The sequence below is a fragment of the Sphingomonas mollis genome, from assembly GCF_016427505.1.
Classification (GTDB): Bacteria; Pseudomonadota; Alphaproteobacteria; order Sphingomonadales; family Sphingomonadaceae; genus Sphingomonas; species Sphingomonas mollis.
The window spans coordinates 38,042-64,053 of record NZ_JAELXS010000011.1 but is presented as its reverse complement, the minus strand read 5'-3'; the positions used below and the strand labels follow the sequence as shown (position 1 = coordinate 64,053).

Annotated in this window: 17 protein-coding genes; 11 read left to right on the top strand and 6 right to left on the bottom strand. The window is 65.8% G+C overall.

Annotation, left to right across the window (positions count from 1 at the left end):
* Window positions 1–19: 19 nt before the first annotated feature.
* The 3 genes from JAO74_RS16540 to JAO74_RS16530 all read left to right on the top strand — a co-directional run bounded on the left by JAO74_RS16540 (window position 20) and on the right by JAO74_RS16530 (window position 2,297).
* Complete coding sequence (locus JAO74_RS16540) at window positions 20–1,459, top strand: DEAD/DEAH box helicase (RefSeq protein WP_199040711.1); 1,440 nt, start codon at window positions 20–22, stop codon at window positions 1,457–1,459.
* 71 nt (window positions 1,460–1,530) lie between these two features.
* Window positions 1,531–1,797, top strand: a complete 267-nt coding sequence (locus JAO74_RS16535) for a hypothetical protein (protein ID WP_199040708.1) — start codon at window positions 1,531–1,533, stop codon at window positions 1,795–1,797.
* A 113-nt stretch (window positions 1,798–1,910) separates the two neighbouring features.
* Complete coding sequence (locus JAO74_RS16530; protein ID WP_199040705.1) at window positions 1,911–2,297, top strand: hypothetical protein; 387 nt, start codon at window positions 1,911–1,913, stop codon at window positions 2,295–2,297.
* A gap of 131 nt (window positions 2,298–2,428) precedes the next feature.
* Here JAO74_RS16530 and JAO74_RS16525 read toward each other — a convergent pair whose 3' ends face one another.
* The 4 genes from JAO74_RS16525 to JAO74_RS16510 all read right to left on the bottom strand — a co-directional run bounded on the left by JAO74_RS16525 (window position 2,429) and on the right by JAO74_RS16510 (window position 10,580).
* Window positions 2,429–4,204: a M14 family metallopeptidase gene (locus JAO74_RS16525; RefSeq protein ID WP_233151114.1), complete on the bottom strand. Its 1,776-nt coding sequence runs from the start codon at window positions 4,202–4,204 to the stop codon at window positions 2,429–2,431.
* Between the two features lie 20 nt (window positions 4,205–4,224).
* On the bottom strand, window positions 4,225–6,348 hold the full coding sequence (locus JAO74_RS16520) for a TonB-dependent siderophore receptor (protein ID WP_199040702.1): 2,124 nt from the start codon (window positions 6,346–6,348) through the stop codon (window positions 4,225–4,227).
* Window positions 6,349–6,533: 185 nt separating this feature from the next.
* On the bottom strand, window positions 6,534–8,132 hold the full coding sequence (locus JAO74_RS16515; RefSeq protein WP_233151113.1) for a hypothetical protein: 1,599 nt from the start codon (window positions 8,130–8,132) through the stop codon (window positions 6,534–6,536).
* A 762-nt stretch (window positions 8,133–8,894) separates the two neighbouring features.
* Window positions 8,895–10,580, bottom strand: coding sequence for a hypothetical protein (locus JAO74_RS16510; protein ID WP_199040698.1), 1,686 nt, complete (start codon window positions 10,578–10,580; stop codon window positions 8,895–8,897).
* 382 nt (window positions 10,581–10,962) lie between these two features.
* On the opposite strand from JAO74_RS16510, the gene JAO74_RS16505 reads away from it, so the two are divergent.
* From JAO74_RS16505 to JAO74_RS16495, 3 genes are all read left to right on the top strand, one after another.
* On the top strand, window positions 10,963–13,842 hold the full coding sequence (locus JAO74_RS16505) for a TonB-dependent receptor (protein WP_199040697.1): 2,880 nt from the start codon (window positions 10,963–10,965) through the stop codon (window positions 13,840–13,842).
* Window positions 13,843–13,916: 74 nt separating this feature from the next.
* A complete protein-coding gene (locus tag JAO74_RS16500; protein WP_199040695.1) occupies window positions 13,917–15,413 on the top strand; it encodes a tryptophan halogenase family protein in 1,497 nt (498 codons plus the stop codon).
* Entirely contained in the window at window positions 15,413–16,906 is a 1,494-nt protein-coding gene (locus JAO74_RS16495; protein ID WP_199040693.1) for a tryptophan halogenase family protein, read from the top strand. Before JAO74_RS16500 ends, JAO74_RS16495 begins: the two co-directional genes overlap by 1 nt.
* On the opposite strand, the gene JAO74_RS16490 is transcribed toward JAO74_RS16495, so the two are convergent.
* Window positions 16,903–17,226 carry a hypothetical protein gene (locus JAO74_RS16490; protein ID WP_199040691.1) on the bottom strand — a complete coding sequence of 108 codons (324 nt, stop codon included), beginning with the start codon at window positions 17,224–17,226 and terminating at the stop codon, window positions 16,903–16,905. The two genes, JAO74_RS16495 and JAO74_RS16490, sit on opposite strands and share 4 nt — an antisense overlap.
* 146 nt (window positions 17,227–17,372) lie before the next feature.
* On the opposite strand from JAO74_RS16490, the gene JAO74_RS16485 reads away from it, so the two are divergent.
* From JAO74_RS16485 to JAO74_RS16470, 4 genes are all read left to right on the top strand, one after another.
* Entirely contained in the window at window positions 17,373–17,777 is a 405-nt protein-coding gene (locus JAO74_RS16485) for an HIRAN domain-containing protein (RefSeq protein ID WP_199040689.1), read from the top strand.
* A gap of 103 nt (window positions 17,778–17,880) precedes the next feature.
* A complete protein-coding gene (locus tag JAO74_RS16480) occupies window positions 17,881–19,386 on the top strand; it encodes a L,D-transpeptidase family protein (protein ID WP_199040781.1) in 1,506 nt (501 codons plus the stop codon).
* Complete coding sequence (locus JAO74_RS16475; RefSeq protein WP_199040686.1) at window positions 19,364–19,744, top strand: hypothetical protein; 381 nt, start codon at window positions 19,364–19,366, stop codon at window positions 19,742–19,744. Before JAO74_RS16480 ends, JAO74_RS16475 begins: the two co-directional genes overlap by 23 nt.
* 121 nt (window positions 19,745–19,865) lie before the next feature.
* Window positions 19,866–21,845, top strand: coding sequence for a beta-N-acetylhexosaminidase family protein (locus tag JAO74_RS16470; RefSeq protein ID WP_199040683.1), 1,980 nt, complete (start codon window positions 19,866–19,868; stop codon window positions 21,843–21,845).
* Here JAO74_RS16470 and JAO74_RS16465 read toward each other — a convergent pair.
* The gene (locus tag JAO74_RS16465; RefSeq protein ID WP_233151111.1) at window positions 21,808–24,363 is read right to left on the bottom strand and encodes a family 20 glycosylhydrolase; all 2,556 of its coding nucleotides are present in this window, start codon (window positions 24,361–24,363) and stop codon (window positions 21,808–21,810) included. The two genes, JAO74_RS16470 and JAO74_RS16465, sit on opposite strands and share 38 nt — an antisense overlap.
* Before the next feature lie 158 nt (window positions 24,364–24,521).
* On the opposite strand from JAO74_RS16465, the gene JAO74_RS16460 reads away from it, so the two are divergent.
* A complete protein-coding gene (locus tag JAO74_RS16460) occupies window positions 24,522–26,009 on the top strand; it encodes a deoxyribodipyrimidine photo-lyase (RefSeq protein ID WP_199040680.1) in 1,488 nt (495 codons plus the stop codon).
* Window positions 26,010–26,012 lie beyond the last annotated feature (3 nt).

Genomic DNA, 26,012 nt, shown 5'->3' with positions numbered 1-26,012 from the left:
CGTAGTACAAGGTTTCTCCATGTCTTTTTCCGATCTCGGCCTTGCCGAGCCTCTGGTCCGTGCGCTCGAAGCGAAGGGCTATACTACTCCCACTCCGATCCAGGCACAGGCCATTCCGCAGCTGCTGGAAGGCGGCGACCTGCTCGGCATCGCCCAGACCGGCACCGGCAAGACCGCCGCGTTCGTCCTGCCATCGATCCAGCGCATGGTCGCCGTGCAGAAGCGCGTGCTGCCGACGCATTGCCGCATGCTCGTGCTCGCCCCGACCCGCGAGCTGGCCAGCCAGATCGCCGATTCGGCGCGTGAATACGGCAAGTTCTCGAAGATGTCGGTGACCACGGTCTTCGGCGGCACCAGCATCAACAAGAACCGTCAGGACATGAGCCGCGGCGTCGACATCCTCGTCGCCACGCCGGGCCGCCTGATCGATCTGGTCGAGCAGGGCTTCGTGAACCTGTCGATGATCGAGATCCTCGTCCTCGACGAAGCCGACCAGATGCTCGACCTGGGCTTCATCCACGCGTTGAAGAAGATCGTGCGGATGGTCCCGAAGAAGCGCCAGACGCTGTTCTTCTCGGCCACCATGCCGGTGTCGATCCGCGAGCTGGCCAGCCAGTTCCTGCATGAGCCGGCCACCGTGTCGGTCAAGCCGGCCGCCACCACCGCCGAGCGCGTCGACCAGTTCGTGACGTTCGTGAACCAGTCGGAGAAGCAGGCTCTGCTGACGATCACGTTGAACGATCCGTCGATCGACCGCGCGCTGGTGTTCACCCGTACCAAGCACGGCGCCGACCGCGTCGTGAAGCTGCTGGCCGGCAACGGCATCGCGTCGAACGCGATCCACGGCAACAAGAGCCAGGGCCAGCGCGAGCGGGCGCTGGGCGAGTTCAAGGACGGCAAGACCAAGATCCTGGTCGCCACCGACATCGCCGCGCGCGGCATCGACGTGTCGGGCGTGAGCCACGTCATCAACTTCGAACTGCCGAACGTGCCCGAGCAATATGTCCACCGCATCGGCCGCACCGCGCGCGCCGGCGCATCGGGCGTCGCGATCTCGTTCTGCGCGGATGACGAGAAGGCGTATATGCGCGACATCGAGAAGACGACGCGCCAGAAGGTGCCGGTGCAGGCACTGCCCGACGACTTCATGAACCAGGCGAACAAGATCAAGTCGCAGCGCGTGAACGCGATCGGCGCCGATCCCTCGCCGCGTGAGGATCGCCCGCGTCAGCAGCGTGACCCCGCCCGCCCCCGCGCGACGCATGCCGCGTCGCCCACGGGCAACGGTCGCAGCTATGCCAATGCCAGCCGGGGCGGTGGTCGCCCCGCCGGTGGTGGCAATGGCGGCGGCGGTCGTCCGGCCGGTGGCGGTGGTCGTCCTGCCGGCGGCGGTGGTGGCGGTGGTGGCCGTGGTCGCAGCGGTGGCGGTGCGCGCAGCGGCCCGTCCGCCTCGCGCTGATCGCATACGTCTGGACGGATACTGAACACTCTTCGCGGGTTTGCTATGGTGAACCCGCGAGGAGAGATACCATGGACGTGTCCACCACCCCGATCACCGAGCGCATCGCGCGGGTGATCGCCGCCGAGCGGCTGAGCGCCAACGCCGACGGCGCCCATGCCTCGGCCAGCGCGCAGGTGGATGCGGCATGGCGCGACTACCTTCCCGATGCGATCGCCGTCCTGAAGACGCTGCGCGAGCCCGATCAGGCGATGGCCGCGGTCGGCGACGTCGCGGTGTGGGAACGCATGGTGCTGGCGGGAATCAAGGGCGGCCAGCCGGTGACGGTGGTGCTTTGATGGCGACGGCGTGAGCGCCCACACGCGATGATATAACCGCCGCGCGTCTTGCCTCTGTCATATCACGCGGGTATGAATTGCGAACGACTCGCAACAATGATTGATCGAACAGGATGATGTCTTCTCTCGCGTTGCCCGTTACGGGCGCGATCCTGATCGATGCCACCCGGTGCTGGCGCGATGCGCGCGATGCGGGGGTGGCTGTGCAGCCTTGCCTGTCGCGGACCCTAACCGGCCATCAATGCGCGATGCTGGCGCCGGTGTTCGACAGCCTGCTCCGCTTCTACGAAGATGCGCTCGGGCGGCCGGTGACGGTCGGACACGCGGGGACGACGACCGAGGACGAGCAGCAGTTGCTCGGCCTGATCGACGGGTCGCTGGTTCGCCGTGCCTGCCTGAATTGTCCGGCGGGCGCGGCGATGGGACTGGATTGCGCGATCTGTTCGACGCGGATCATGATGGCGCTGGCCGTGCCCGGTATGTCGGGGACTATGCAATAGCCCAGAGCCTGACGACGTAAGACGGACCCGGTCCTCATGGCGAGCGGAGTGATGCAACCCAGGGCATTACGTGCTGCTCCGGGTTGCTTCGCTGCGCTCGCAATGATCGGTTAAAACAACGTCATCATGCCCTAGTCGCGCGGCACCTCGCGGCCGACCGGGTAGAGCAGATACCGGTCGTCGCGATAGGGCGAACGATCGACGAACCAGGCGAGCCGCGCCTCGCCATCGGCGGCGAAGGCGGGATCGGCTGCCAGTTTTGCCTCGAACGCGGCGCGCAGCGCCGGATCGCGGGCCAGCATCGCATCGGCCATCGGCGCGCTCGCGAACCGTTCGATGCCGCCATTCTTCTGCAGCATCGCCGGGAACAGCCCCCATGCCAGCAACGAATCGACTGATTCCGGTTCGAGCAGGGCGGCGGCCAGCAATCCGCGGTCCTGATCGTACGGTATGCGCACCGATCCGGCGGGCATCGTTTCCCGGCGGCGTTGGTGACGGAACTGGCCAGACAGCATGATCCGTCCCTCGCTGGCCGGTCCCAGCACCGGATCGATGATCCGTGCCATGTCGAGATCCAGCGTTTGCGCCGCGTCGATCCGCGTATAGGCGATGCCGTGCAGGTCGAGCCGGGCGATGACGTCGGTCGCGCTGACCGGCACCCACCATGCGCGCGGCAGACGGACGGTGGCGACCGGCGTCTGCCCGATCAGCGGCAGGCGCAACGCCTGCGGGCGGGCGAGATACCGCACCTCTTCCTCACCCGACGCCGGCGAGCGGTAGCGTTCGAGCGCCATGCCGGTGAACGGCACCGTGTCGATAGGGGTATCGCGCCGTTGCCAGCGTACCGGCAATTCGGTGGGCCGGTCGGCGCGGTCGCCGGCGATCGCGCTGCGCAGGGCCGGTGCGTCGCGACCGACGTGGCGCAACGCCGCCTCCATCATCGCATAGGCCCCCAGCACGCGCTGGCGATAGGGTTTGAGCGAATGCATCTCGACCAGCACGGTCGGGATGCGGGCGTAATCGCCATACCCGGTCGAATAGCGCGGCCCCTCCGCCGCGAAGCGCAGGCCGCGCGACAGATCGCGTTCGTCGATCGCGCTGGGATAGAAATGCGGGTGGTGGCCCATGCGGCGGACGAACGGATCGATGCTGGCGCGGAACGGTCCGTTCAGCCAATCGGTGATGTGCCGTGACCGGGTGTACACGCCCCATCCGGCAAAGGTGTAGGTCACGTCATAGCCGTGATCGAACCCGTCCGACACGTGCATGTCGATGTAGAGCATGGGATCGAGCCGGCGCAGCAGGCGGATCATCGCCTGCGTCTCCGGCGCGTCCGCCTTGGCATAGTCGCGGTTCAGGTTGATGTTCTGCGCGGTCGATCGCTGGCCGGGGTTCTCCGGCCCGCGCTGGTTGGGGCGGTTGAACGGGCTGGTCCGTTCGTGGCCATCGGCATTCAGGATCGGCACGAAGACCAGATCGACGCGGTCGAGCAGGTCGTCCTTGCCGTGCAGCGCGATGTCGCGGAGCAGCATCAGCCCGGCATCCTTGCCGTCGATCTCGCCCGAATGGATGCCGGCCTGGATCAGGACGACGGGCTTGTCGCCGCCCTTGCTGGCCCGGATCAGGTAGAGCGCCCTGCCCTCTGCCGTGGTGCCGAACGTCTCACGCGTCAGCAATGGCGAGGCGGCGACCAGCCGGTCGAGCCATGCGCTCGTTTCCGCATAGCTGGGGGTGGTGCGGAAACCGCTGCGCTCGACCGGCGTGATCCATGGGTCGGTCGCGCGGGCGATCAGGCGCTCGCTGGGGCCCGACCATGGCAGCGTCGGCGGCAACGGCGCGCGTTCCTGCGCCGTGGCGGCGGCGGGTAGTGCAGCGGGCAGTGCGCCGGCCAGCGCCAACACTGTCATTATCCGCAATCGACGCATCATCACCACGTCATCCGCGCCGACACGCGCACCGTGCGCGGCGCGCCGGGGAATACCCAGACGGGGCTGTACGAGCTCATCGCGTAATGCGTGTCGAACAGATTGTCGGCCTCTGCGCGCAGTGTCAGTGCGGGCGTGACGCCGATCTCGCCGGACAGCTTTACCTTGGTATACGCCGGCAGGCGCAAGCCGCTGGTGTCGATGGCGCCGGCGCGGTCGCCGACATGCGCGACGCCGCCCGTTACCGACCATTCCGTGCCCCAGCCGGTCGGATAGCGGCCGACGACGAGCAACGTGCCCGAATGCTTGGCCACGTTCAGCACCGCCGGCGTCGCGAAACTCGCGTCGTCGGCGCGCGCATCGATATAGGCGTAGTTGGCGACGAGCTGCCACCGGCGCAGCAGCTTCATCGACGCGTCCAACTCGACCCCGCGACTGGTGAGCGATCCGACCGGCGCGAGGAAACCCGCATCGATGGGATCGTTGGTCAGGATGCCGCGCTTTTCGATATCGAAGAAGGTCGCGGCGATGTCGATCCCCGGCCAACGGCCGGCGATGCCCAATTCATATCCCTTGGCCTGCTCCGGCCCGAATGGCTGGCCTGGCTGGTCGGCGGCGGGCGGACGGCCGGTGCCGGAGTTCAGCAGGAAGGATTCGCCCCAGTTCGCATGGACCGCGACCGTATCGGTGACGCGATACCGGGCGCCCGCGCGGAATCGCACGGGCTCGTCGCTGGTCTGGCTGACGATGCCGGTCAGGTTGCGGCGCAGGCGCTGGCGATAGGCGTCGTACCGGATACCGCCGGTCAGCGTCAGCCGATCGGTCACGTCCCACATATCCTGCAGATAGACCGTGGCGGCGCGCCGCGTCTCGCGCTGGTCGATCGAGGGGAGCAGCGGCTGGGCCACGCCGCCATAGACCGGATCGAACACGTCGATCGCATAGGGGAAGGCCGCCGTCGGGTTACGCCGGCGCAGCAGTTCCAGATAATCGAGCGTATAGCCCTTCACGCCCAGGCTGGGGTGGTGGACGCCGAGCGCGTCGAAGCGGCCGGCGAGTTCCAGCCGGGCCGACAGGTCCTCAGATTCATAGCCGCGCTCGCGACGTTGGCGCCACAACGTCCGCGTGCCGACCAGTCGCGACTGGTCGCTGGAGAAACCGCGCAGGGTGCTGCGCCGCCAGATGATGCCGCCGTTCAGCGACCATTCGCCGCCCAGCGCCTGTTCGCCGGTGAGTTGCAGGCGGGTGTTGCGAGCACGATGATCGCCATCGGACGGTTCGCCGTAGAAGCGGGTGCGCGGCAGGGCGAGCGCATCGTTGTTCAGCGCCGGCACGCCGCGATCGAAGGCAGAGTCGAAACGGGTATATTCCGCCAGCGCGGTCAGCCGGGTGCCCTTTTGCGGCTCCCAGGTCAGCGAGGGCGATACGACGCGGCGCGACAGGCCGACGAAGTCGCGATAGCCGTCGCTGTCCTCCGCCGCGACGACGATGCGCCCAGCCAGTGTCGCCGACAGCGGCCCGGTGACATCGACCTCCGCCCGTCGATTGTCGAACGATCCATAGAGCAGCGTCACCTCTGCATGCGGGGTGAAGCGCGGCGTCTTCGACACGATGTTGACGCGACCGGCGGGATCGATGTCGCCGAAGACGGCGCCCGCCGGCCCCTTCAGCACCTCGATCCGCTCGGTCGTGGCCGGATCACGGGGTGGCGCCAGACCGCGATTGGCGAGAAAGCCGTCGACATAATATTCCGCGCCGCCATCGGGCGTGCCGAGGAAACCGCGGATCGCGAAGTTGTCGAGGAAGCCGCCGCGGTTATTCTGCTGGCTGATCCCGCTGAACAGTTCGAGCGCATCGGACAGGCGATAGGTGCCGGCGGCGACCAGCAGATCGCGTTCCAGCGAGCGGCTGGATTGCGACATGCGCCGCGTAATGAGATCCGATCCCAGCGTGTCGTTGCGCGACGATTTCGTGCCGAGCACCACGATATCGCCGTGATCGTCGGCCGATGTCTCGGTTTCCACCACCGTCGCGGTCTGGGCGGTGGCCTGCACGGACAGGCCGATCGCGATCAGCGGCAGGCAGGCGGCAACGCGGCGCGCGAGTGCCCGGTATGAATAGGTCATTGGTCAACAGTCCCCCGGTGTCGGTGGGCTCCATAGCCAAGGCCTGCATTATGATACAACATTTCATTTGCGGGTAGGGATCGGTCGATCCTTCGGCGGATCGTCATCGCCCGCGCAAAAAAAAGGGCTGCCAGCGCGATGCTGGCAGCCCGTCATTCCTGTCGAACGCGATGGTTCGATCGATATTACTTGCTCTTCGCGTAGGCCAGCACCCCGCGCAGCTTCGGCGTCTCGCTCAACGACTGCCCGGCATATTCGCGCAGGCCCCAGGCACCGTAGCGGCTCATCGGGCTGGTCGTGGAGTACAGGTTGAAGACATCGCCGGTCAGTGCATTCCAGTCGGTCAGATACTGCTTGTAAATCGTCTCCATCCGGGGATCGCGGTTCATCGTCTCCAGGCGGGCCTGATTGTTCGTATCGATCTGATGCTGGCCGCCCTCATAGGCGAGCAGACGCTTGCCCCACTTGTCGGCCAGCACCTTGTAGGCGGCGGACTGGAAAGCCACCTGCCGCTTCGCTTCGGCCGCCAGTGCGATCATGTTGACGTTGTTGTCGTTCGTCAGCTGATCGGTATCGATCTTGAAATACGGCGCGATGGCGATGGCGTCGATCTGGGCAGCGGCGGCGCCGTTGTTCCATTCGAAGATGTTGCCACCTACCCACGCATTGTCCGCCTGCGTCGCGGCAACGCGGACCAGATCCTTGGGACGATCCTTGAAGACGTCCGCCCAGATCGGCATCGTCTCGGTGATCTTCTGCGCATAGCGATAGATGTTCGCCTGGAAGCGATTGTCGGACAGCTTGCGCTCCGTACCTTCGCGTTCGGCCTGACCCGCCTGGCCGAACGAGTAGTTCCAGACTTCGTTCGAGATTTCGACATAGACCGGCTTGCCCGCCGGCACGGTGTCGTGAACCAGTTGCGCCATGCGGCGGTGATAATCGGCATCGGCGTTCCACGGCACGGTGAACCATGGGCTGGAGCCGTTGGCATTGGCCAGCTTCACCATCGTCTCGATCGCGGTGCCATCGGTGCCGCGCTGGACCAGATCGCCCGGCAGGCTGCGCGCCGACCATGTCACCGAGCCGGGGTTGCTGTTGGCCGCCGACATGTCGAGGAAGCGCAGCACGCCGAAGGGCTGGAGATGCGACATCAGCGACGGGGCGAAATAGGTGTCGGAAGCCTCGGTGGTCAGGCGGCAATCGACGGCGCGGATCGGGTCCGATGCGTCGGATTTGTCGATCTGGAACCAGACGCGGTTCGAATCATTGGTCGCCTGAACCCATTTGAATTCGAGGAAGTGGTCGCCCGAACGCTGTTCGCGGGGATAGCCGCCGACGCCGACGCTGCCCGTACCCTGCCACGTGCAGCGCGTGACGGCCGTGGCCGTCGTCTTGGCTTCGGCCGGGGGATTGAGGATCGAGACGACACCCGGCGCGGCCGCCGAACCGTCGACCACCTTGGGGAAGCCGTCGGGCCGCAGGCGATCGTTGCTGATGCCGCCCCAGCCCGCAGCCGGGACCAGCCAGCGCAGGCCGAACAGCTGATTGGAGAAAATCGGCTCGCCACCATAATAGGTGATGCCGACGACGTTCACGCCCAGCTTGTCGCGCGCCGAAGGTGCGGCTGGCTGTGCAGTCGGGGTTGGCGTTGGTGTAGGCGTCGCTATTGCGGCCGGCATCGATTTCGTCACGAAAACGCTCGGCGCGCTTTTGGCGACCGTGTTGTTCGGAACGATGACCGCCCCCATGCCCAGCACGGCACCGACGGACGCGCCAACTTTCAACGTTGTGGATGATCGCACAGCATAAACAACACTGCTCGCGGTGACGCTGCCCATGTACTATGAACTCCAAAAGGAATATTTATGGATCTAAACGATAAGAATAAACGGCGCGATTTGGTATCGCTTGTCATTGTAAAGTTACATTACTAACTCTTTATTTCGTTCTCTCATCGCTCTTCACTGAATAATGTTTCTATATGAGCAGATTGAACTATCTGTTCTCATAAATAGTTTATTTTTGTTAACTGGACGCGGATTTTCCTACATCGAGTAAAAATCCTGCTCCATTTGATGATTGGACCGTTTCAGCCCTGATTGGCCTCGTATCACAATATTTGGATATGAAACTCCCTGGGGAAGGCAACTGGACGCACCAACGGCACAGTTTGGCTTTGATATTAAGTGTCATCGATAAATTCCTCCAAGTTTCGGCCACGCCGGGTGTGACGGAATTGTGATGGAACGCGTCTTTTCCGCTCGATCCCATGTTGATGGGACAAGAGTTCTTATCTTTTATTAGGTAGCCATCCGTTCGGATCGCTCTGCCCGCGGTTCGGTCGACCGCATGGAGTTCCGAGGATCGCGCGATGCGCAAGACAAGGACTTGGGGCCGCCTGCGTGATTCGGCGGCCTTGGCGTCGTCGTACGATCGAAATTTCCTGCCGGCCCGACGGCGCGGCGGGGATGGCCCCGCCGTCGATCGGTCGCCCATCGTCGATCCCGATCCCGATCCGCCTATGGATCGGGATCATGGGCAAGTCTTCAATAGCCTGCGAATTCCAGTACGCCGCGCAGCTTCGGCGTGGCACTGAGCGGCTGGCCGGAATATTCACGCAGGCCCCAGGCACCATAGCGGCTGATCGGCCCGGTCGCGTTATACAGCGTGAAGACATCGCCGGTCAGCGCGTTCCAGTCGGTCAGATATTGTTTGTAGATGTACTGCATCCGGGGATCGCGGTTCATCGTCGTCAGCCGGGCCTGATTGTCGGGATCGATCTGATGCTGCCCGCCCTCATACGCCACCAGACGCTTGCCCCATTTGTTCGCCAGCGCCTTGTATTCGGCCGACTTGACCGCGACCTGGCGCTTCGCTTCGGCGGCGAGCGCCGTCATATTGGCATCGTTGTCACCGGTCAGCTGGCCCGTATCGATCTTGAAATAGGGTGCGATGGCGATGGCATCGACCTGCGAGACCGCGGCACCGTTGTTCCATTCGAAGATGTTCGCCCCCACCCATGCATTGTCCGCCTGCGTCGCCGCGACGCGGACCAGATCCCCGGGGCGATCCTTGAAGACTTCCGTCCAGATCGGCATCACCTCGGTGATCTTCTGCGCATAGCGATAGATGTTCGCCTGAAAGCGATTGTCGGACAGCTTGCGATCCAGACCTTCGCGTTCAGCCTGACCCGCCTGCCCGAACGAATAGTTCCAGACCTCGTTCGAGATTTCGACATAGACCGGGCGACCCGCGGGCAACGTATCATGGACCAGTTGCGCCATGCGGCGATGGTAGTCCGCATCGGCGTTCCATGGCACGGTGAACCATGGGCTGGAACCGTTGGCGTTGGCCAGCGCCAGCATGTTTTCGATCGCCATGCCATCGGTGCCGCGCTGGACCAGATCACCCGGCAGGCTGCGCGCCGACCATGTCACCGAACCGGGGTTGCTATTGGCGGCCGACATGTCGAGGAAGCGCAACAGGCCGAACGGCTTCAGATGCGCCAGCAGGGACGGCGAAAAATAGGCGTTCGTGGATTCGGTGGTCAGGCGGCAATCGACCGCGCGGATCGGATCTGACGCATCCGACTTGCTGATTTCGAACCAGACGCGGTTGTCGTCGTTGATCGCCTGCACCCACCGGAATTCGAGCAAATGGTCGCCCGACCGCTGATCCTTGGGATAGCCGCCGACGCCGACGCTGCCCGTCCCCTGCCAGGTGCAGCGCGTGACGGCCGTGGCCGTCGTCTTGGCTTCGGCCGGGGGATTGAGGATCGAGACGACACCCGGCGCGGCCGCCGAACCGTCGACCACCTTGGGGAAGCCGTCGGCACGCAGCCGATCGTAGCTGATCCCGCCCCAGCCGGCCGATGGCACCAGCCAGCGAAGGCCGAACAACTGGTTGGCGAAGGTCGGTTCCCCGCCATAATAGCTGACGCCGACGACATTGATGCCCAGCCGGTCGCGGGCCGATGGGGCGCCGACCGGCTGGGTGGCGACGGACGTGGGTGTGGCGGTCGGCGTTGCCGTCGGTGTCGGGGTGGCGGCGGGGACCGGTGTCGATGTTCCGGCCGGCACGACGGTGACCGGCGCGGATTCGACGGCACCGCCGCTTGCTCCACCGCAAGCACTGAGCAGCAACATTCCCGACAGCGCACTGGTCATCAACGCGAACTGCCGGCGTTTGCGGACCGGATGTGTGACCGACACATCGTTGCGGGGGCGAACCATCTGAAACTCCAACCAACTGATAATTGGAGAATATCGCCGAGTCCTTTTCGGACGGTTAACTTCACCTGACTTTTGGACAGACGGTACTTGCAGGAAAGCAACCTATTCGGCAGCATGTGCCGCACGTCGGTGGTTTATGTTCAGGAACAGAGATAACAAATATCAATAGTTGCTGCGGGCGCCGGGTGCGCCGCCCGCATCTTCAACCAAAACGACGGATAACCGTTGGGCCGAAGATCGATCGATCGCCCGGACAAGGATCGCAATAGGCACGTATTCGTATGCATAATTGCAATCGATTGCCGGTTTTCATATGACACAAGAGACAGGATGCACCGCCGGAATCAGGGCCGCGGTAGACAATTCTGGGGAGGGGATTTCCATGAAGGATACGGTAAACAAACTTGCATGTTCGACGGCGGTACTGGCCTTGATGGCCGCGACGCCGGTGTTCGCGCAGGAAGTCCAGACGGGGACGGTCGTACCGCCCGTAGATCCCACCGCCGAAGCAACGCAGACGCCGGTGGGCGAACAGGACCCGGGCGCGGACCAGGACATCGTCGTCACCGGCCTGCGCGCCAGTCTTGAACGCGCGCAATCCTTGAAGCGGAACAACAGTTCGGTCGTCGAGGCGATCTCGGCAGAAGATATCGGCAAATTGCCGCAATCGAGCGTTGCCGATTCGCTGGGTCGTCTGGCCGGTCTGGCCGGCGAGCGTCGTTCCGGCCGGATCAGCGGCATTTCGGTTCGCGGCTTCCGCGAAGACTTTGTCGGCACTACGCTGAACGGGCGCGAACTGATCGGCATCGGTGATAACCGCGGCGTCGAATACGATCTGTACCCCGCCGAGATCGTCGGCGCCGCCGTTGTCTACAAAACGCCCGACGCCGCGCTGACCGCGATGGGCATCGGTGGCACCGTCGATATCCGCACGGTGCGTCCGCTGGAACGCAAGCCCGCGCTGATCGCCAACGCCACGCTCGAACAGAACGGCATGAAGTCGAAGAACCCCGACTTCAAGGACACCGGCTATCGCTTCGCGCTGTCGTATACCGACAAGTTCGCCGACGACACGATCGGCATCGCGCTAACCGCCGCGACGACATCGTCACCGGTGCAGGACAATTATTTCAGCGTCTGGGGCTACGATCAGGGCGCGATCACGTCGGGTCCGAATGCGGGTAAGTACGTGCCGCAGGGCATCGACATCTCGTCGCGGTCGCGCGTGCTGAAGCGTGACACGCTGGCCGGCGTCATCCAGTATCAGCCGACCGATCAGTTCACCGCGACGTTCGATGCACTGTACATCAATTTCAAGGATCAGGGCATCTCGCGCGGGTTCATCGAGGCGCTGCCGATCGCGTCGAATGGCAGCACCGTCCTCAGCGCCAACGACACCACGGTCACCTCGGCCCGGACCACCGGCTTCAACTCGGTGATCCGCACCGATCCGCTCGACAAGAAGGGCGACCTGAAGGTTTTCGGCGGCAATATCGTGTACAAGGCGACGTCGAACCTCGACCTGACGCTCGACGTCTCGCGGTCGGAAAGCACCAAGCGCGACACTCGCGCCGAGAGTTATGCCGGCCTGGGCCGCGCCGGCCTCGCGACGCAGGGACCGAACAACCTCCGGACGTGGACCTATACCGACAAGGGGCTGATGTTCTCGAACAACAGCCAGACGTTCGACGATTATGCGATCGTGAAGCTGGCCGGTCCGCAGTCATGGGGTGGCAGTCTGGCGCCGATCACCGAACTGAACACGCCGGCGGCACGGGCCGCAGGCATCGGCTTTGCGCAGGCGCAGGACGGCTTCGTCAACACCGCCCGGTTCGACGAATATCTGAACTCGGTACGGCTGGACGCGAACTACCGGTTCGAGGACAGTTTCCTGAAGTCGATCAACGTCGCCGTCCGCTACTCGAACCACAAGAAGTCCAAGGTCAACCAGGGCTTTTTCCTGACCGCCCAGACCTATCCGTCGGACGGTCCGGTGCCGGAGGATGCGCGGCGCGGCGTCGCCGATCTCGGTTGGGTGGGGCTGGGCAACGTGGTCGCCTATGATGCGCTCGGCCTCATCAACAGCGATTTCTATCGCCGCTGGGATGCCGGCTCGCTGGAACCGGATCGTCTGGGTGACACCTATTCGATCCACGAGAAGGTGTGGCAGCCGTCGATCAAGGCGGACTTCGAATCGGAGCTGGGCAGCATCCGCATGTTCGGCAATATCGGCGTGCAGGGCCTGTTCACCGATCAGCAGGCGTCGGGCTTCAATGCCCTGGTCGTCTCGAATCTGCGGGTGCAGGCGACGCCGGTATCCGACGGCGCCAAATACACCCGCGTCCTGCCGAGCATGAACCTGAACTTCGACATGGGCGATGGTCATACGGTGCGCTTCGCCCTGGCGAAGGTGGTCAGCCGGCCGCGCATCGACTTCCTGAATCCGGGTTCGTCGGTGAAGTTCTCCAACAACGTGGCGAACGTCACCAATTCCAACCCCACGCTGGGGCCGTGGACGTCGCGGTCGGGCAATGCCGAGCTGCGGCCGTACGAGGCGAATCAGGCCGATCTGAGTTACGAATATTACTTCGCCAGCGACGGCTTCATCTCGGCGTCGGCATTCTACAAGGATCTGCGCAACTGGAACGTGCAGACCACGACGCTGCGTGATTTCACGCCGTTCTACATCCCCGGATACCATCAGGCGGTCAGCAGTGACGGTCTGACCGTGTACACCCCGGCGACGTTCCAGGGCGTCAACACCACCTATGTCGGCGGGCTGAAGGGCAGCGTGAAGGGTATCGAGTTGCAGGCGTCGTTGCCGTTCCGCCGCTTCATCGGTGCGCTCGACGGTTTCGGCGTGACCGGTGGCGCCGCCTTCACCAAGGGCAAGCTGGACGATGGATCGCGCATTCCCGGTCTATCCGCGCGCGTCTTCCAGGGAACGGCGTATTTCGAGAAGTACGGCTTCTCCGCACGGCTGTCGGCCAACAAGCGGTCGAAGTGGCAGTCGGAGGATCGCGGTGGCAGCAACAGCATCGCCGCCGTCAACCGCTCCGGCCAGACGCTGGTCGATGCGCAGATCGGTTATGACTTCGCCGGGATCGGCGTGAATTACCTCGACCGCCTGCGCATCTCGATCCAGGCGCAGAACATCACCAACGAGAAGGACACCTATACCGACACGGCCAGCGGCCTGACGACCCGCAACGAGACGTTTGGCCGGAACTTCCTGCTCAACCTGACCTACGCGATCTTCTGAAGCCTCGCCCGAAACACCCTCGCCGGTCATCGCCGGCGGGGGTATTCGGGTAACGAACGTCGGGAGAGGCAAGGATGGCGGCTGCGATCAAGAAGGTCGTCATCGTCGGTGGCGGCACGGCCGGGTGGATGGCGGCGGCGCTTATTGCCCGCGTGATCGGTGAACAGGTGTCGATCGAGCTGATCGAATCGGACGAGATCGGCATCATCGGCGTCGGCGAGGCGACCATCCCGCCGATCCAGCACGTCAACGCCGTGCTGGGCATCGACGAGGCCGAGTTCCTGCGGGAGACGAAGGCCACGATCAAACTGGCGATCCGGTTCGATAACTGGGGCGCAATCGGCGAATCCTATTACCACACATTCGGCAGCGCGGGCCGTAACCTTGCCTTCTGTTCGTTCCACCATTTCTGGACGCGGGCGCGGCGGGCGGGGATGGATGTCGATTATTGGGACTTCGACCTCAACTATCTGTGCGCGCGCGAGGGGAAGTTCGCCAAGATCCAGGGCGACGATCCGACGTGGTCCCTGCCCTATGCCTATCATTTCGATTCCTCGCTCTATGGCCGGTATCTGCGGCGGTACAGCGAGCGGCTGGGCGTGGTCCGGACCGAGGGGCTGATCGATAATGCCCAGCGCGATCCCGAAACGGGCGACATCACGTCGCTGACGCTGCGGGATGGCCGTCAGGTAGCGGGCGATCTGTTCATCGACTGCTCGGGATCGCGCGGGTTGCTGATCCAGCGGCATCTGAACGTCGGCTACGAGGATTGGGGCCATTGGCTGCCGTGCGACCGGGCGATGGCGGTGCCGTCCGCGCGGTTCGAACAGACCGCGCCCTATACAAGGTCGATCGCGCACGAGGCGGGGTGGCAATGGCGCATCCCCCTGCAACACCGCAACGGCAACGGTCTGGTCTATAGCAGCCGTCATTGCAGCGACGACCGGGCGGCGGCGATCCTGCTCGGCAATCTCGATGGCGAGGCGCTGGACGAGCCGCGGATCATCCCTTTCCGCACCGGCCGCGCGCGGCGGCAATGGGACCGCAACGTCGTCGCGGTCGGGCTGTCAAGCGGCTTTCTGGAGCCGCTGGAATCGACCAGCATCTATCTGATTCAGTCGGCGATCGTCCGGTTGCTGCACCTGTTTCCGCAGGGCGGCATCGATGACCGGGTGGTGGCCGAATATAACCGCCAGTCGCAGATCGAATATGAGACGGTGCGCGACTTCATCATCCTGCACTACCATGCCACCCGGCGCGACGATTCCGCGTTCTGGCGCGATCTGCGTGCGATGCCGGTGCCGGACCGGCTGGCCGCGAAGATCGATCTGTTCCGCCGCAGCGGCATCCTGACGCAGGACCCGCTCGACATCTTCATGGAGCCGTCCTGGGTGCAGGTGCTGATGGGACAGGGCATCGTCCCCGCCGCTCATCATCCGCTGGCCGATGGACCCGGCGACGACGAATTGGCGGCGCAGTTGCGCCAGCTTGCCGCGATGAAGCGGGAGCCGGTGGCCAATATGCCGCTCCAAGATACTTTCCTGAAGGCGTTCGGCGGTCAGGCCGGGTGATGCCGCCGCGGCGCATTGTCATACTAGGCGGCGGCTCCGCAGGCTGGATCACCGCCAATTTGATGGCGAAGGCGTGGCTGGCACCCGGATCGGGCTGCACCATCACGCTGGTCGAGGCGCCGGACATCGCGACGATCGGCGTCGGCGAGGGATCGACGCCCTCGCTGAAACGGTTCTTCGAGGTCATCGGGATCGCCGAGCGGGACTGGATGCCGCGGTGTCAGGCGACGTACAAGGTCGGCATCCGCTTCGACGGCTGGAGCCCGCAGGCGCCGTGGCGGGGTTACAGCCATCCGTTCATCACGCAGGTGGACGTCCACACCGAAGAGGCGTTCATCCTCAATTGCCGCAACCGGCGGCTGGGATACGACGTGCCGGTGCGCCCTGACGATTTCCTGCTGGGTGGTGTGCTGGCGGCGGAAGACAAGGCGCCGATCACCCCGCCCCATTTCCCGTTCCGCATGGAATATGGCTATCACTTCGATGCCGGTCTGCTCGGCGATTTCCTGCGCGAGGTGGCGGTCGGGCGCGGCGTGGTCCACCGACCGGCGCGGGTAGTTGGCGCGCGGCGAAGCGAAAACGGCGACATCGCCGCGCTCGTCACCGATACGGGCGAGGAGATCGCGGCGGATATCTTCGTCGATTGCAGCGGTTTGGCCGGGTTGCTGATGGAGCGGGCGTTGGGTGTGCCGTTCTACAGCTATGCGTCGATGCTGTTCAACGATGCCGCCGTGGTGATGCCGACCGCGATGGACCGGCCGCCGCCGGTCGAAACCGTGTCGACCGCAATGTCGAATGGCTGGTGCTGGACGATCCCGCTGCGCCACCGGTTCGGCAACGGATATGTCTATAGCCGCGACTGCCTGTCCGCCGATGCGGCGGAGGCCGAATTGCGGGGTCATCTGGGCGTCGGCGATGCGGGCGAGGCGCGGCATCTGACCTTTCGGGTCGGGCAACTGGCGCGGCATTGGGAGCGCAATTGTTTGGCGGTCGGCCTGTCGCAGGGCTTCATCGAGCCGCTGGAGGCGACCGCGCTGCATGTGGTGCTGAACACGGTCGAGCTGTTCATCAACCACTACGCGCAGGGCGACTTCACCGATCGCCACCGGCCCGCCTTCAACGAGGCGATCACCGCCCGGATCGATGGCGTGCGCGATTACATCGTCGCGCATTACAAGCTGAACACGCGGGCCGACACGGAGTATTGGCGGCGCAATGCGGCCAACATGGCGCTGCCGGATTCGCTGTTGCACCTGCTCGACATATGGTTCCGCAAGGGCGATCTGGGTGCCGAGCTGGCCCGGCAGGGACAGGTCAGCCAGTTCGGCAATCTGTCATGGCATTGCCTGCTGGCCGGATACGGCGCCTTCCCGCCGGTCAGCGAAGCCGCTCGCGACGATGTCGACTTCTTCGCGGAACGCCGGATCGCCACGTTCCTGCACGGCTGCGCGCTGAACTTCCGGTCGCAGGCGGAGGTACTGGCGGTGGGTTAGCGTCCGCGCCAGGGGCTGCCGGTCCTGGGGACGGACGCGACGCCGGTCGTACCCTTGCCGTCGAGGCGGTCGAACGCGGCGAAGGGGAGCGGGTCGTCGCTACCCTCCTCATCGGTCACCCGCGACAACAGCAGCGCGATATCCGCCGCCTCCGACGACCGCGTGACGCGGTGGGCGACATCGCGGACGAGGCCGACTTCCCACCCGGCATCGGTCGCGAATGCCAGCTTGTGGGTGGGCGACGGCAGGACGTCGAAATCATAATCGCCCTTCTCGATCGCTGCTTCCCAGCTTGCGCCGACATAGATCCTGACCAGCATCGTTCCTGTCCCTGCCTGTCGCCGCCGCGATCCTGCGCACGGCCGTCGTGGCTCCCTTAATCCGCTTGTGCGACGGATCGAACAGCAATCTTGCGTCATGGCAGCCGGACATTGGCGGATGACGCGGATGACCGTAATCCGGCGCGATGCAGGAATTGACCCTCGCCATCGCCGGCATAGATTTCCCGAATGCCGATGGCGGCAATCGGCGGTCGGAGGCAATGATGACGCTGCCCGGCGATCCCGTCACGCTGATGCCGGAACCCCGCAACCGCCATGACCGCAATGCCGTCGCGATCATCTCACCCAGCGGGATGAAGCTGGGATATGTCAGCGCCGAACGCGCGCCGTATATCGGCAGCCGGATCAACCGCGGTGAGCAGGTGGCGGCGATCTTTCAGGGTATCCATGGCGGCGGCGCCTATATCCGCGTCCGCTTCGGTGGTGGCCTGCCGACCCTGCCACCCGCCGCCGCGCCATCGCATCGCTCGACGCGGGACGAGGCGGACGGCTTCTATCCCGACGAGGACGGACCGGCATGGGGAGCATGATCCATGTCGGCAACATCCGCATCAGATAGACGATGCGGATCGCCTTGATACCGTGGTACGTTCAGTCACCATGACAATGACGCGTCGCCGAACACTTTCCCCCATGCTGACCGGATGGAGGCTGGCCCAGTGCGCTGCCTTCACCGCATGCGCGTACCCGGCCGCCGTGCAGGCGCAGGTCGCGCCGCCGGTGGTCGCACCGCCGGTCATCGCCCCGCCCGTCATCGCGCCGCCGGTCACCACGCCCCCCGCCCCCATGGTGCAGGCGGTGATCCCGCCGCCGGTCGTCCTGCCGCAGTTGAGTGCCGCGCAGGCGACCCGGCTCGCCGGCCTGATCGCCAAGGACGCGGTGGCCCAAGGGCTGGTGGACGTGGCGCCCGTCGCGGAGCTGGATAACGACCGGCTGGTCCGCGCCGCGCTCGATCACGCGCATGCGGTTCATGCCGGACGGCTGGCGGAGGCCGATTTCCAGCGCGACTGGGCGATGCGGCCGGTGGCCTATGATCCGTTGCCGGCGTTCCGCGATGCGGTGGAGCGCGACCGCCTGTCTGCCTGGATCGCGTCGCTGCCGCCGCCCTATGCCGGGTACGACACGCTGGTGACGGGCCTTGCCCGTTACCGGTCGATCGCGGCGGAGGGCGGCTGGGCGCCGATCGCGGCCGATCCGGGGCTGGTGTTCGGCGCCAGCGGTGCGCGCGTGGCGGCGCTGCGCAAGCGGATCGCGATCGAGGACCCGCAACTGACGGCAACCGGCGACCGGTTCGATACCGCGTTGCTGGAGGCGGTGCGCCGGGCGCAACGTCGGTATGGCCTGAACCCGACGGGGACGGTCGGCGCGTTGACCGTCGCCGCGCTCAACACGCCGGTCGATGCGCGCATCCGCCAGATCAAGGCGAACATGGAGCGTTGGCGCTGGTTGCCGACCGAGCTGGAGAAGAACCGCGTGCAGGTGAACATCGCCGCGGCGGTGCTGACGCTGTTCGATGGCGATTCGCCGATCATGTCGATGAAGGCGGTGACCGGCCGCCCCGGTGACGAGACGCCGATGCTGGTGTCGCAGATCCACAGCATCGTGCTAAACCCGCCCTGGAATGTGCCGTCGTCGATCGCGACGCGCGAGTTGTGGCCGAAGGAAAAGGCCAGTCCGGGCTATCTGTCGCGCAACGGCTTTCGCGTCATCGACAATGGTGACGGCAGCAAGCGGTTGCAGCAATCCTCGGAACGCAGCGCGCTGGGCCGGTTCAAGTTCGATTTCGCCAATCCGTTCGCGGTGTATCTCCATGACACGCCCGCACAGGCCGGGTTCGCGCGGTTCGACCGGCTGGCGAGCCATGGCTGTGTCCGGCTGGAAAAGCCCGCCGAACTGGCGCGACAGTTGATGAGCACGACACCCGCGTGGCCGGCGGCGACGATCGATGCGACCGTCGCCGAGGGAAAGACCGTGCGTGCGCAACTCGCCGAACCGGTCGCGGTATATCTGCTATACTGGACCGCGTTCGCGAATGCGGGGGGACAGGTCAGCTTTCGCGACGATCCCTATCGCTGGGACGGAACGCTCGCGAACAAGATCGAGGCGCGATCCGCGCATGAAGCGCTGGCCGCCCGCTGAGGACAAGACGATGATGAACCACAAGACCACCCTTACGATCGCCGCCGCTCTGTTGGTTGTAACGACCACGGCCTGTTCGCGATCGTCGGACGACGACGTCGCACCGGTCGAGAATTATAGCGGTGTGACCGATCTACCGGCGGAGCAGCCGACGGCGGTGGTGTCGGAGGCCCCGGAGCCGGCGCCGGCCAACACCGCGGATACCAACATGATGGCCGAGGTGCCACCGGAAGCCGCCCCGGCGCCCGACGAACAGATGATGGACGACGCCTCCGCCACCGGCATGACCGCCCGTGCATCGCGCGACGCCCCGGTCGCGGATGACGCCGGGCCGGTGGAGCAGGTGGAGAAGAAATAGGCTCAGGCGCGCGCACCGATCGCTTTTTGCCACCAGCATATGAAATGACGGCGCGACTTGTCGTTTCGTGGCGATATCCCTACCCCTCTCGGTAATACCATTCTGATACCGGAGATCGGCCATGAAGCGACGCCATTCCCTGTCGGGGGCCGACCTGTTTTCGATGACGGTGAGGGGCCTGGCCGCGATGGTGTCGATCCCGGCCGTGGCCGAGCCGATCACGCGACCGGCGATCTTTCCGGCGCCGGTATCGGTCGTTCTCGACGGCGATACGATCACGCTTGGTCGGTCCGTCGTGCTGATCGCGGCGCCGGGGACGGATGCGGAGACGCTGGCCCAGGTTCGCCGCATCCTCGGCACTGCCGGGGTCGAGCGGATCGATCTGGCTTCGCGCCTGCCTGCAAAGCTCGACCGGCCGCATATCGTCATCGGCACCGGCGACGCACCGGTCGTCCGCGATGCGCTGGCCCGCAGCAAGACGACGCAGGATACGCACCGGGAGGGTTACACGCTCGCCACCAGGGCGGCGGGCGCGGGTAGCCTCGTCACGCTGGCCGGGCATGATGCCGATGGCCTGTTCCATGCCGTGCAGACGCTGCGCCAGTTGGCCGAGCGCCCCGCGATCCCGACGCTGGTCGTTCAGGATCATCCCGCGATGGCGATGCGCGGCACGATCGAGGGATTCTATGGCGCACCATGGTCGATGGCGGATCGCGCAAAGCATCTGGGTTTCCTCGCCCGGACCAAGGCCAACACATATATCTACAGCCCCAAGGACGATCCCTATGCGCGCGATCGCTGGCGCGAGGCCTATCCCGCCGCGACGCTGACCGCGCTGGGGACACTGGCGGCGACGGCCAAGCGGAACCATGTCGATTTCGTCTATGCGATCTCGCCGGGGCCGTCGGTCTGCTTTTCCGATCCGGCCGATGCACAGGCGCTGATGCGCAAGTTCGACGCGATGCGCGCGCTGGGCATTCGCAGCTTCTACGTCGCGCTCGACGATATCGAATACACCAAGTGGAATTGCGAGCGCGACAGGACGACCTTCGGCGCGTCCGGCGCGGAGGCCGCCGGGATCGCGCAGTCGCATCTGTTGAACATCGTGCAGGCCGATCTGGTCGCCCGGCACGATGCGTCGTCCGCGCTCATCATGGTGCCGACCGAATATTACGACGCGAAGGAAAGCCCCTACAAGGCGGCGTTGCGCAAGCAACTCGACCCACGGATCGTCGTGCAATGGACCGGCACCGATGTCGTGCCGCCGGCCATCTCGGTGCCCGATGCCCACGCGGCGACCAAGGCGTTCGGTCGCAAGACGTTGCTGTGGGACAATTATCCGGTCAACGATTATGCGACCTCGACCGGGCGGCTGTTGATGGCGCCCTATGCGCGGCGGGAGGCCGGGCTGTCGACCGAACTGGCCGGCATCGTGTCGAACCCGATGAACCAGGAAGCGCCGAGCCGTGTCGCGGTGATGGGGGTGACGGCGTTCGCGTGGAACGACAAGGATTACGACGCCGACCTGACCTGGCACGCCGCCGCGCGCGATCTGGCGTCTGGCGACGAGCGGGTGACGGCGGCGCTGCTGACGTTCTTCGATACGCAGCATCTGGCGCCCACCTTCGGCAGCCAGCCATGGCAGGAACAGGCGCCCCGGCTGAAGGCGACGCTGGACCGGGCCCGCGAGGCGATCGCCGGGGGGGATGACAGGGCACGGGGCGAGGCGATCGCCGAGCTGGCCCGCACCGCCGACGCGTTCACGGCGGCGCCCGATATCATCCAGGCGGGGGTGGCGGATGCGGGGTTCGCCGAACAGTCCCGCCCGTGGCTGGCTGCAATGCAGCGCTGGGGGCGGGCATTGCAGCAGACCGCCGCCGGGCTTGCCGCCGCCGATCAGGGCAGTGGCGCTGCCCCGCGCTTCTTTGCGGATGCGTCGAAGCTCGCCGCCGAGGCCGCGGCGATCAAGTCGATCCCCGGCGCAACGCGCTTCGATGGGCCGATCAAGATCGCCGACGGCGTGCTCGACCGGTTCGTCGCGGATGCGCCGACGCTGATCGCGGTTAGCGCACCGACGACGGCTCCGACGCCCGCACCGTGACGATCCGGCTGGCGCGGCGACCATCGGCGGTGCGGGTGCGCAGGTCCACTGCTCCCGTCGCCGCGATCGGCCCGGCATAACGCCGCCACGCGCCGCCGACCTTACGATATTCGATCGGCGTGCCGGGAAACTCGCTGTTCGCCTCCAGCCGTCCGGCCGTGATGCGGGCGCCGGGTGGTGCCAGACGATAGGCCACGCCAGCCTTGTCGAGCGTGCGCAGTTGTACGCCGACCCGGCCGGCGAAGTCGCGCCATTCCGCCAGCAAGGCCGCCCGATCGACGCGCGGATCGCCCAGCGCATAGGACTGGCCCGCGACATAGGGTGGCTCCCACGCCTCGCGCGCCCAGCCGCGTTCGGCGAGCGCCAGCAAGCGGGGGAACAACATGTAATCCACCTGATCGTCGCGGCGCACCGTCTCGCTCCATAACTGCGCCTGCACGCCGATGATCGACCGTGTGGGATCGATCGGCACCGTATCGGGGACCGGCGTCGGCCGCGCGAAATTGTCGGGGATCAGCGCGCCGTTGGCGGGCAGGTTGCCGGGCATGAAGCCGAACGCCTGAAACGCATCGATCCCGCGCGTCGCCCAGTCATACCCCGTCTCGTTCGGGTCGGCGGCATAGGGCATGTCGAAATAACCGGCATCGGGGATCGACAACACGACCTGCCACCCGCGATTGGCCTGCGCATGCGCCTCGGCAACGCCACCGGTGTGCAGGCCGCCCCAGATGTTGGTCTGGACATCGGCGGGCATCAGCGCGGGATCGGTGTGGCCCATGCCGTCGCTCCATCCGGCCACGCGGATGCCCCGCTTTGCCAGATCGCCGGCGACCCGTTCGATGAAGAACGCGCCGAGCTTGCCGACGGGGATGTTCTTCTGCGCCAGCATCGCCCTGCACACCGGCGATCCGGTCCACGCCCCGGCGGTCTCGTCGGCGCCGATGTGATAGGTCGTCAGCGGCGCGCCAGCCTCGCGGTGCAATGTCGTCACCCCGTCGATGACCGTGTCGATGAAGCTATAGGTGCTGTCGAGGCAGACGTTCAGCGTGTTGTCGTCGTAATTCTGGATACTGAGATAGCGCGTCGTATCCGCCGGATCGACCAGCCGGTAGCGTTCCGCCCCGGCCCGATCGCCCGCCTTCATCAGGCGATCGTAGCGGACCTCCATCGACCGGATGGCCGCGCGCGAATGGCCGGGCATGTCGAACGACGGGATCACCACGATCTGCCGCGCCTTCGCCGCCCGCAGGATATCGATGTAATCACGCGCGGTCAGATAGCCGTTGGTCGGCGCGGTGCGGGCGGGATCGGCGCCCAATTGCGGCGACAGGCACGTCGCCTCGGTCAGGTCGGCGCAGCGATAGCCGCCGATTTCGGTCAGTTCGGGCAGGCCGGCGATCTCCAGCCGCCAGCCCTCGTCGTCACCCAGATGCAGATGCAGCCGGTTGAGTTTATAGGCCGCCATCCGGTCGATCAGCTTCAGCAGCTCCGGCTTGCTGTGGAAATTGCGCGCGACATCGACCAGCAGCCCGCGAAAGCCGAAGCGGGGAGCGTCCTCCACGGTAAGGGGGCGCAGCGTCGTCCCCTCCGCCGCGATCTGTTGCGCCAGCGATCGCAGCGCGTGCGATGCGCCCGCCGCATCCGCCGCATCGATCCGGATCGCGCCGTCGCCGATGGTCAGGCGATATCCTTCCGCCGCCAGCCCCGACTGTTGCCGGATCGTGAGCGGCACCCGCCCCTGCCCCGGCGGCAGGGAGGCGAGCGCGGCGGCGATATCGTCGCGGGCGATGCCCGTGGTGGTGACGCGCAGACCGCCCGCCAGATCGACCGGCCGCCCCGCCGGGCGCGAGGCGCGCACCGGCGTCGGTAGGATGGCGACATCGACCGGCGTCGCGGCACCGCGCGCGGCATAGAGCGCGAAAGCCCGTTCCGGCGTCCGCCACATGGTTCTGTCTTTGGCCGTGCCGCCGGCCAGCGCGGCTTCGTCGGTCATCGGCGCGACGAAGGGCAGCGTCTCGCGGCCGGTATCGGGATCGGTGCCCGGTCGCGTCGCGGCGATGACGCGCGGGGTAAGGCCGGGCGCGACCAGCATCGCGTTCGGCATCGCATGATTGCGCGAGAAATACGCGCCTACGCCCGTCACCCTGACGTGATAGACCTGCCCCGGTCGCAGCGTCTGGCCGGGCTTCAGCGCCAGCGCATTGACGTCGCCTTTGACCTGACGGCCCTCGAATACGTCGCTCGACACGGCGAGAACGCGATTGACGAAGCCGTAGCGGATTTCGACCGGCGCGGTGATCGGGCCATCGGCCGGCACCGTGATGGCGATCTCGGACTCGAAGCACCGCGCGGCGCCGGCCGGGCAGGCGGCCGGACGGTTGGTGACGATCGTGAACCGGTAGCCGATCGTCGCGGCCAGATGGTCGAGCCGGGCCTGCGTCATCGCCGGCGAGGCTGGCTGTTGCCCCGTCGCGCTGCCGGCGACCAAGGCCAGCGGGGCCATCCAATGTTTCATCATGCCAAGCATCCTGTACCAGGTGTCGCCATCGATGACCGGACGATGACGGACCATTCGATAACCAATCCGTTTCCGCAATGCCATCGCCGGAACCTTTACCGCCGCGCCGCCGATGCGAACCCGGTGGATCGGCGGGACGACCGGGTGGTTGAGCGTCCATGCCCCATCCCCTTCCCGATGCACTGTCATCCTGGTCCGAAGCACCGCGCGTTCGACGGATGAACGAGCGCGCCATTCGGCCGGAGGGCCGATATGTGCTGTGCTGGCTGCAACAGGCGCTCCGGGCGCGCGACAATCCGGTGATCGATGCGGGCGTCCGGCTGGGCAACGATCTGGGCCTGCCGGTGCTGGTCTATCATGGCCTGCGCGAGGATTACCCCTACGCCTCCGACCGGCTTCATCGCTTCATTCTGGGAGCGAGCCGTGATCTGGCGCGCGAATGCCGGGAGCGGGGCATCGCGTGCGTCCAGCATGTCGACCGGGCGGATCGGCGCGAGAAGGGCCTCGTCTATCGTCTGGCGGCGGACAGCGCCGCGGTGATGGTCGAGGACCAGCCGACCTTCGTCGCGCGCTGGCAGTCGGAGCGGGTGGCGGCGCGGATCGATCGCGCGATGCTGGCGGTCAATGCCGCCTGTCTGGTGCCGCCCGCCATATTGGGCGACGATATCGGATCGACCACCGCGTTCCGGCGGCGGCATCAGCCGCTGCGCGGCGATTGGCTTGTCGCGGCGGATTGGACGGCCAAGGTCGCCGCGTATGACGGGCCGCTACCCTTCACGTCCGATCGTCTCGACGTCTGTACCGATGCCGATCTCGATCGCTTCGTCGCGGCGGCGGCGATCGACCATGCACTACCGTTGAGCCCGATGTTCCCCGCCGGTCGTGACGGCGCGCTGGTGATGCTGGAGCGGATGATGGACGAGGTGTTGCCGACCTATGCCACCACCCGCAACGATGCGACGCAGGCCGTCGGCGCCAGCATGTTGTCGCCCTATCTGCATTTCGGCGTGATCGGCCCGCGCGAAGTGATGGCGGCGGTCGAGGCCGCGATCGCTCCGGCTGCCAGCAAGGAGAAATTCGCCGACGAACTGCTGACGTGGCGCGAATGGTTCCATTATCAGGCGCTCACCCTGCCCGCCCCCGAGCGATATGACCGCATCAGCGAATGGGCGCGTGAGACGCTGGCCGCCCATGCCGGCGATCCGCGCCCGGAGGTCGAGACGCTGGATGCCCTGCTCCACGGCGAGACCCGCGACGAGACGTGGAACGCGTGCCAGCGCCAGTTCCTGATCGACGGCTGGATGCACAACAATCTGCGCATGTACTGGGGCAAGCGGATCATCGCGATGACGCCCGATCCGGAAATCGCGTGGGCGACCGCCTGTTACCTCAACGACCGGCTGAGCCTCGATGGCCGCGATCCATCGACCTATGGCAATATCGCCGCCTCGTTCGGCGGCGGTTCGCCGGGGCGGGAGGGGCCGGCGATCTATGGCAAGGTACCGACCCGGTCGGACGGATCGACCCGCCATCGGCCCGGTGGACCGGCGTGGCTGGCCGCCGCCGCGACGCGCCCGCGACAGACGCTGGTGGTGCCGGATGGCCTGCCGACGGCCCTATACCTGTCGGGCGAGCCGCTCGTCTGATCG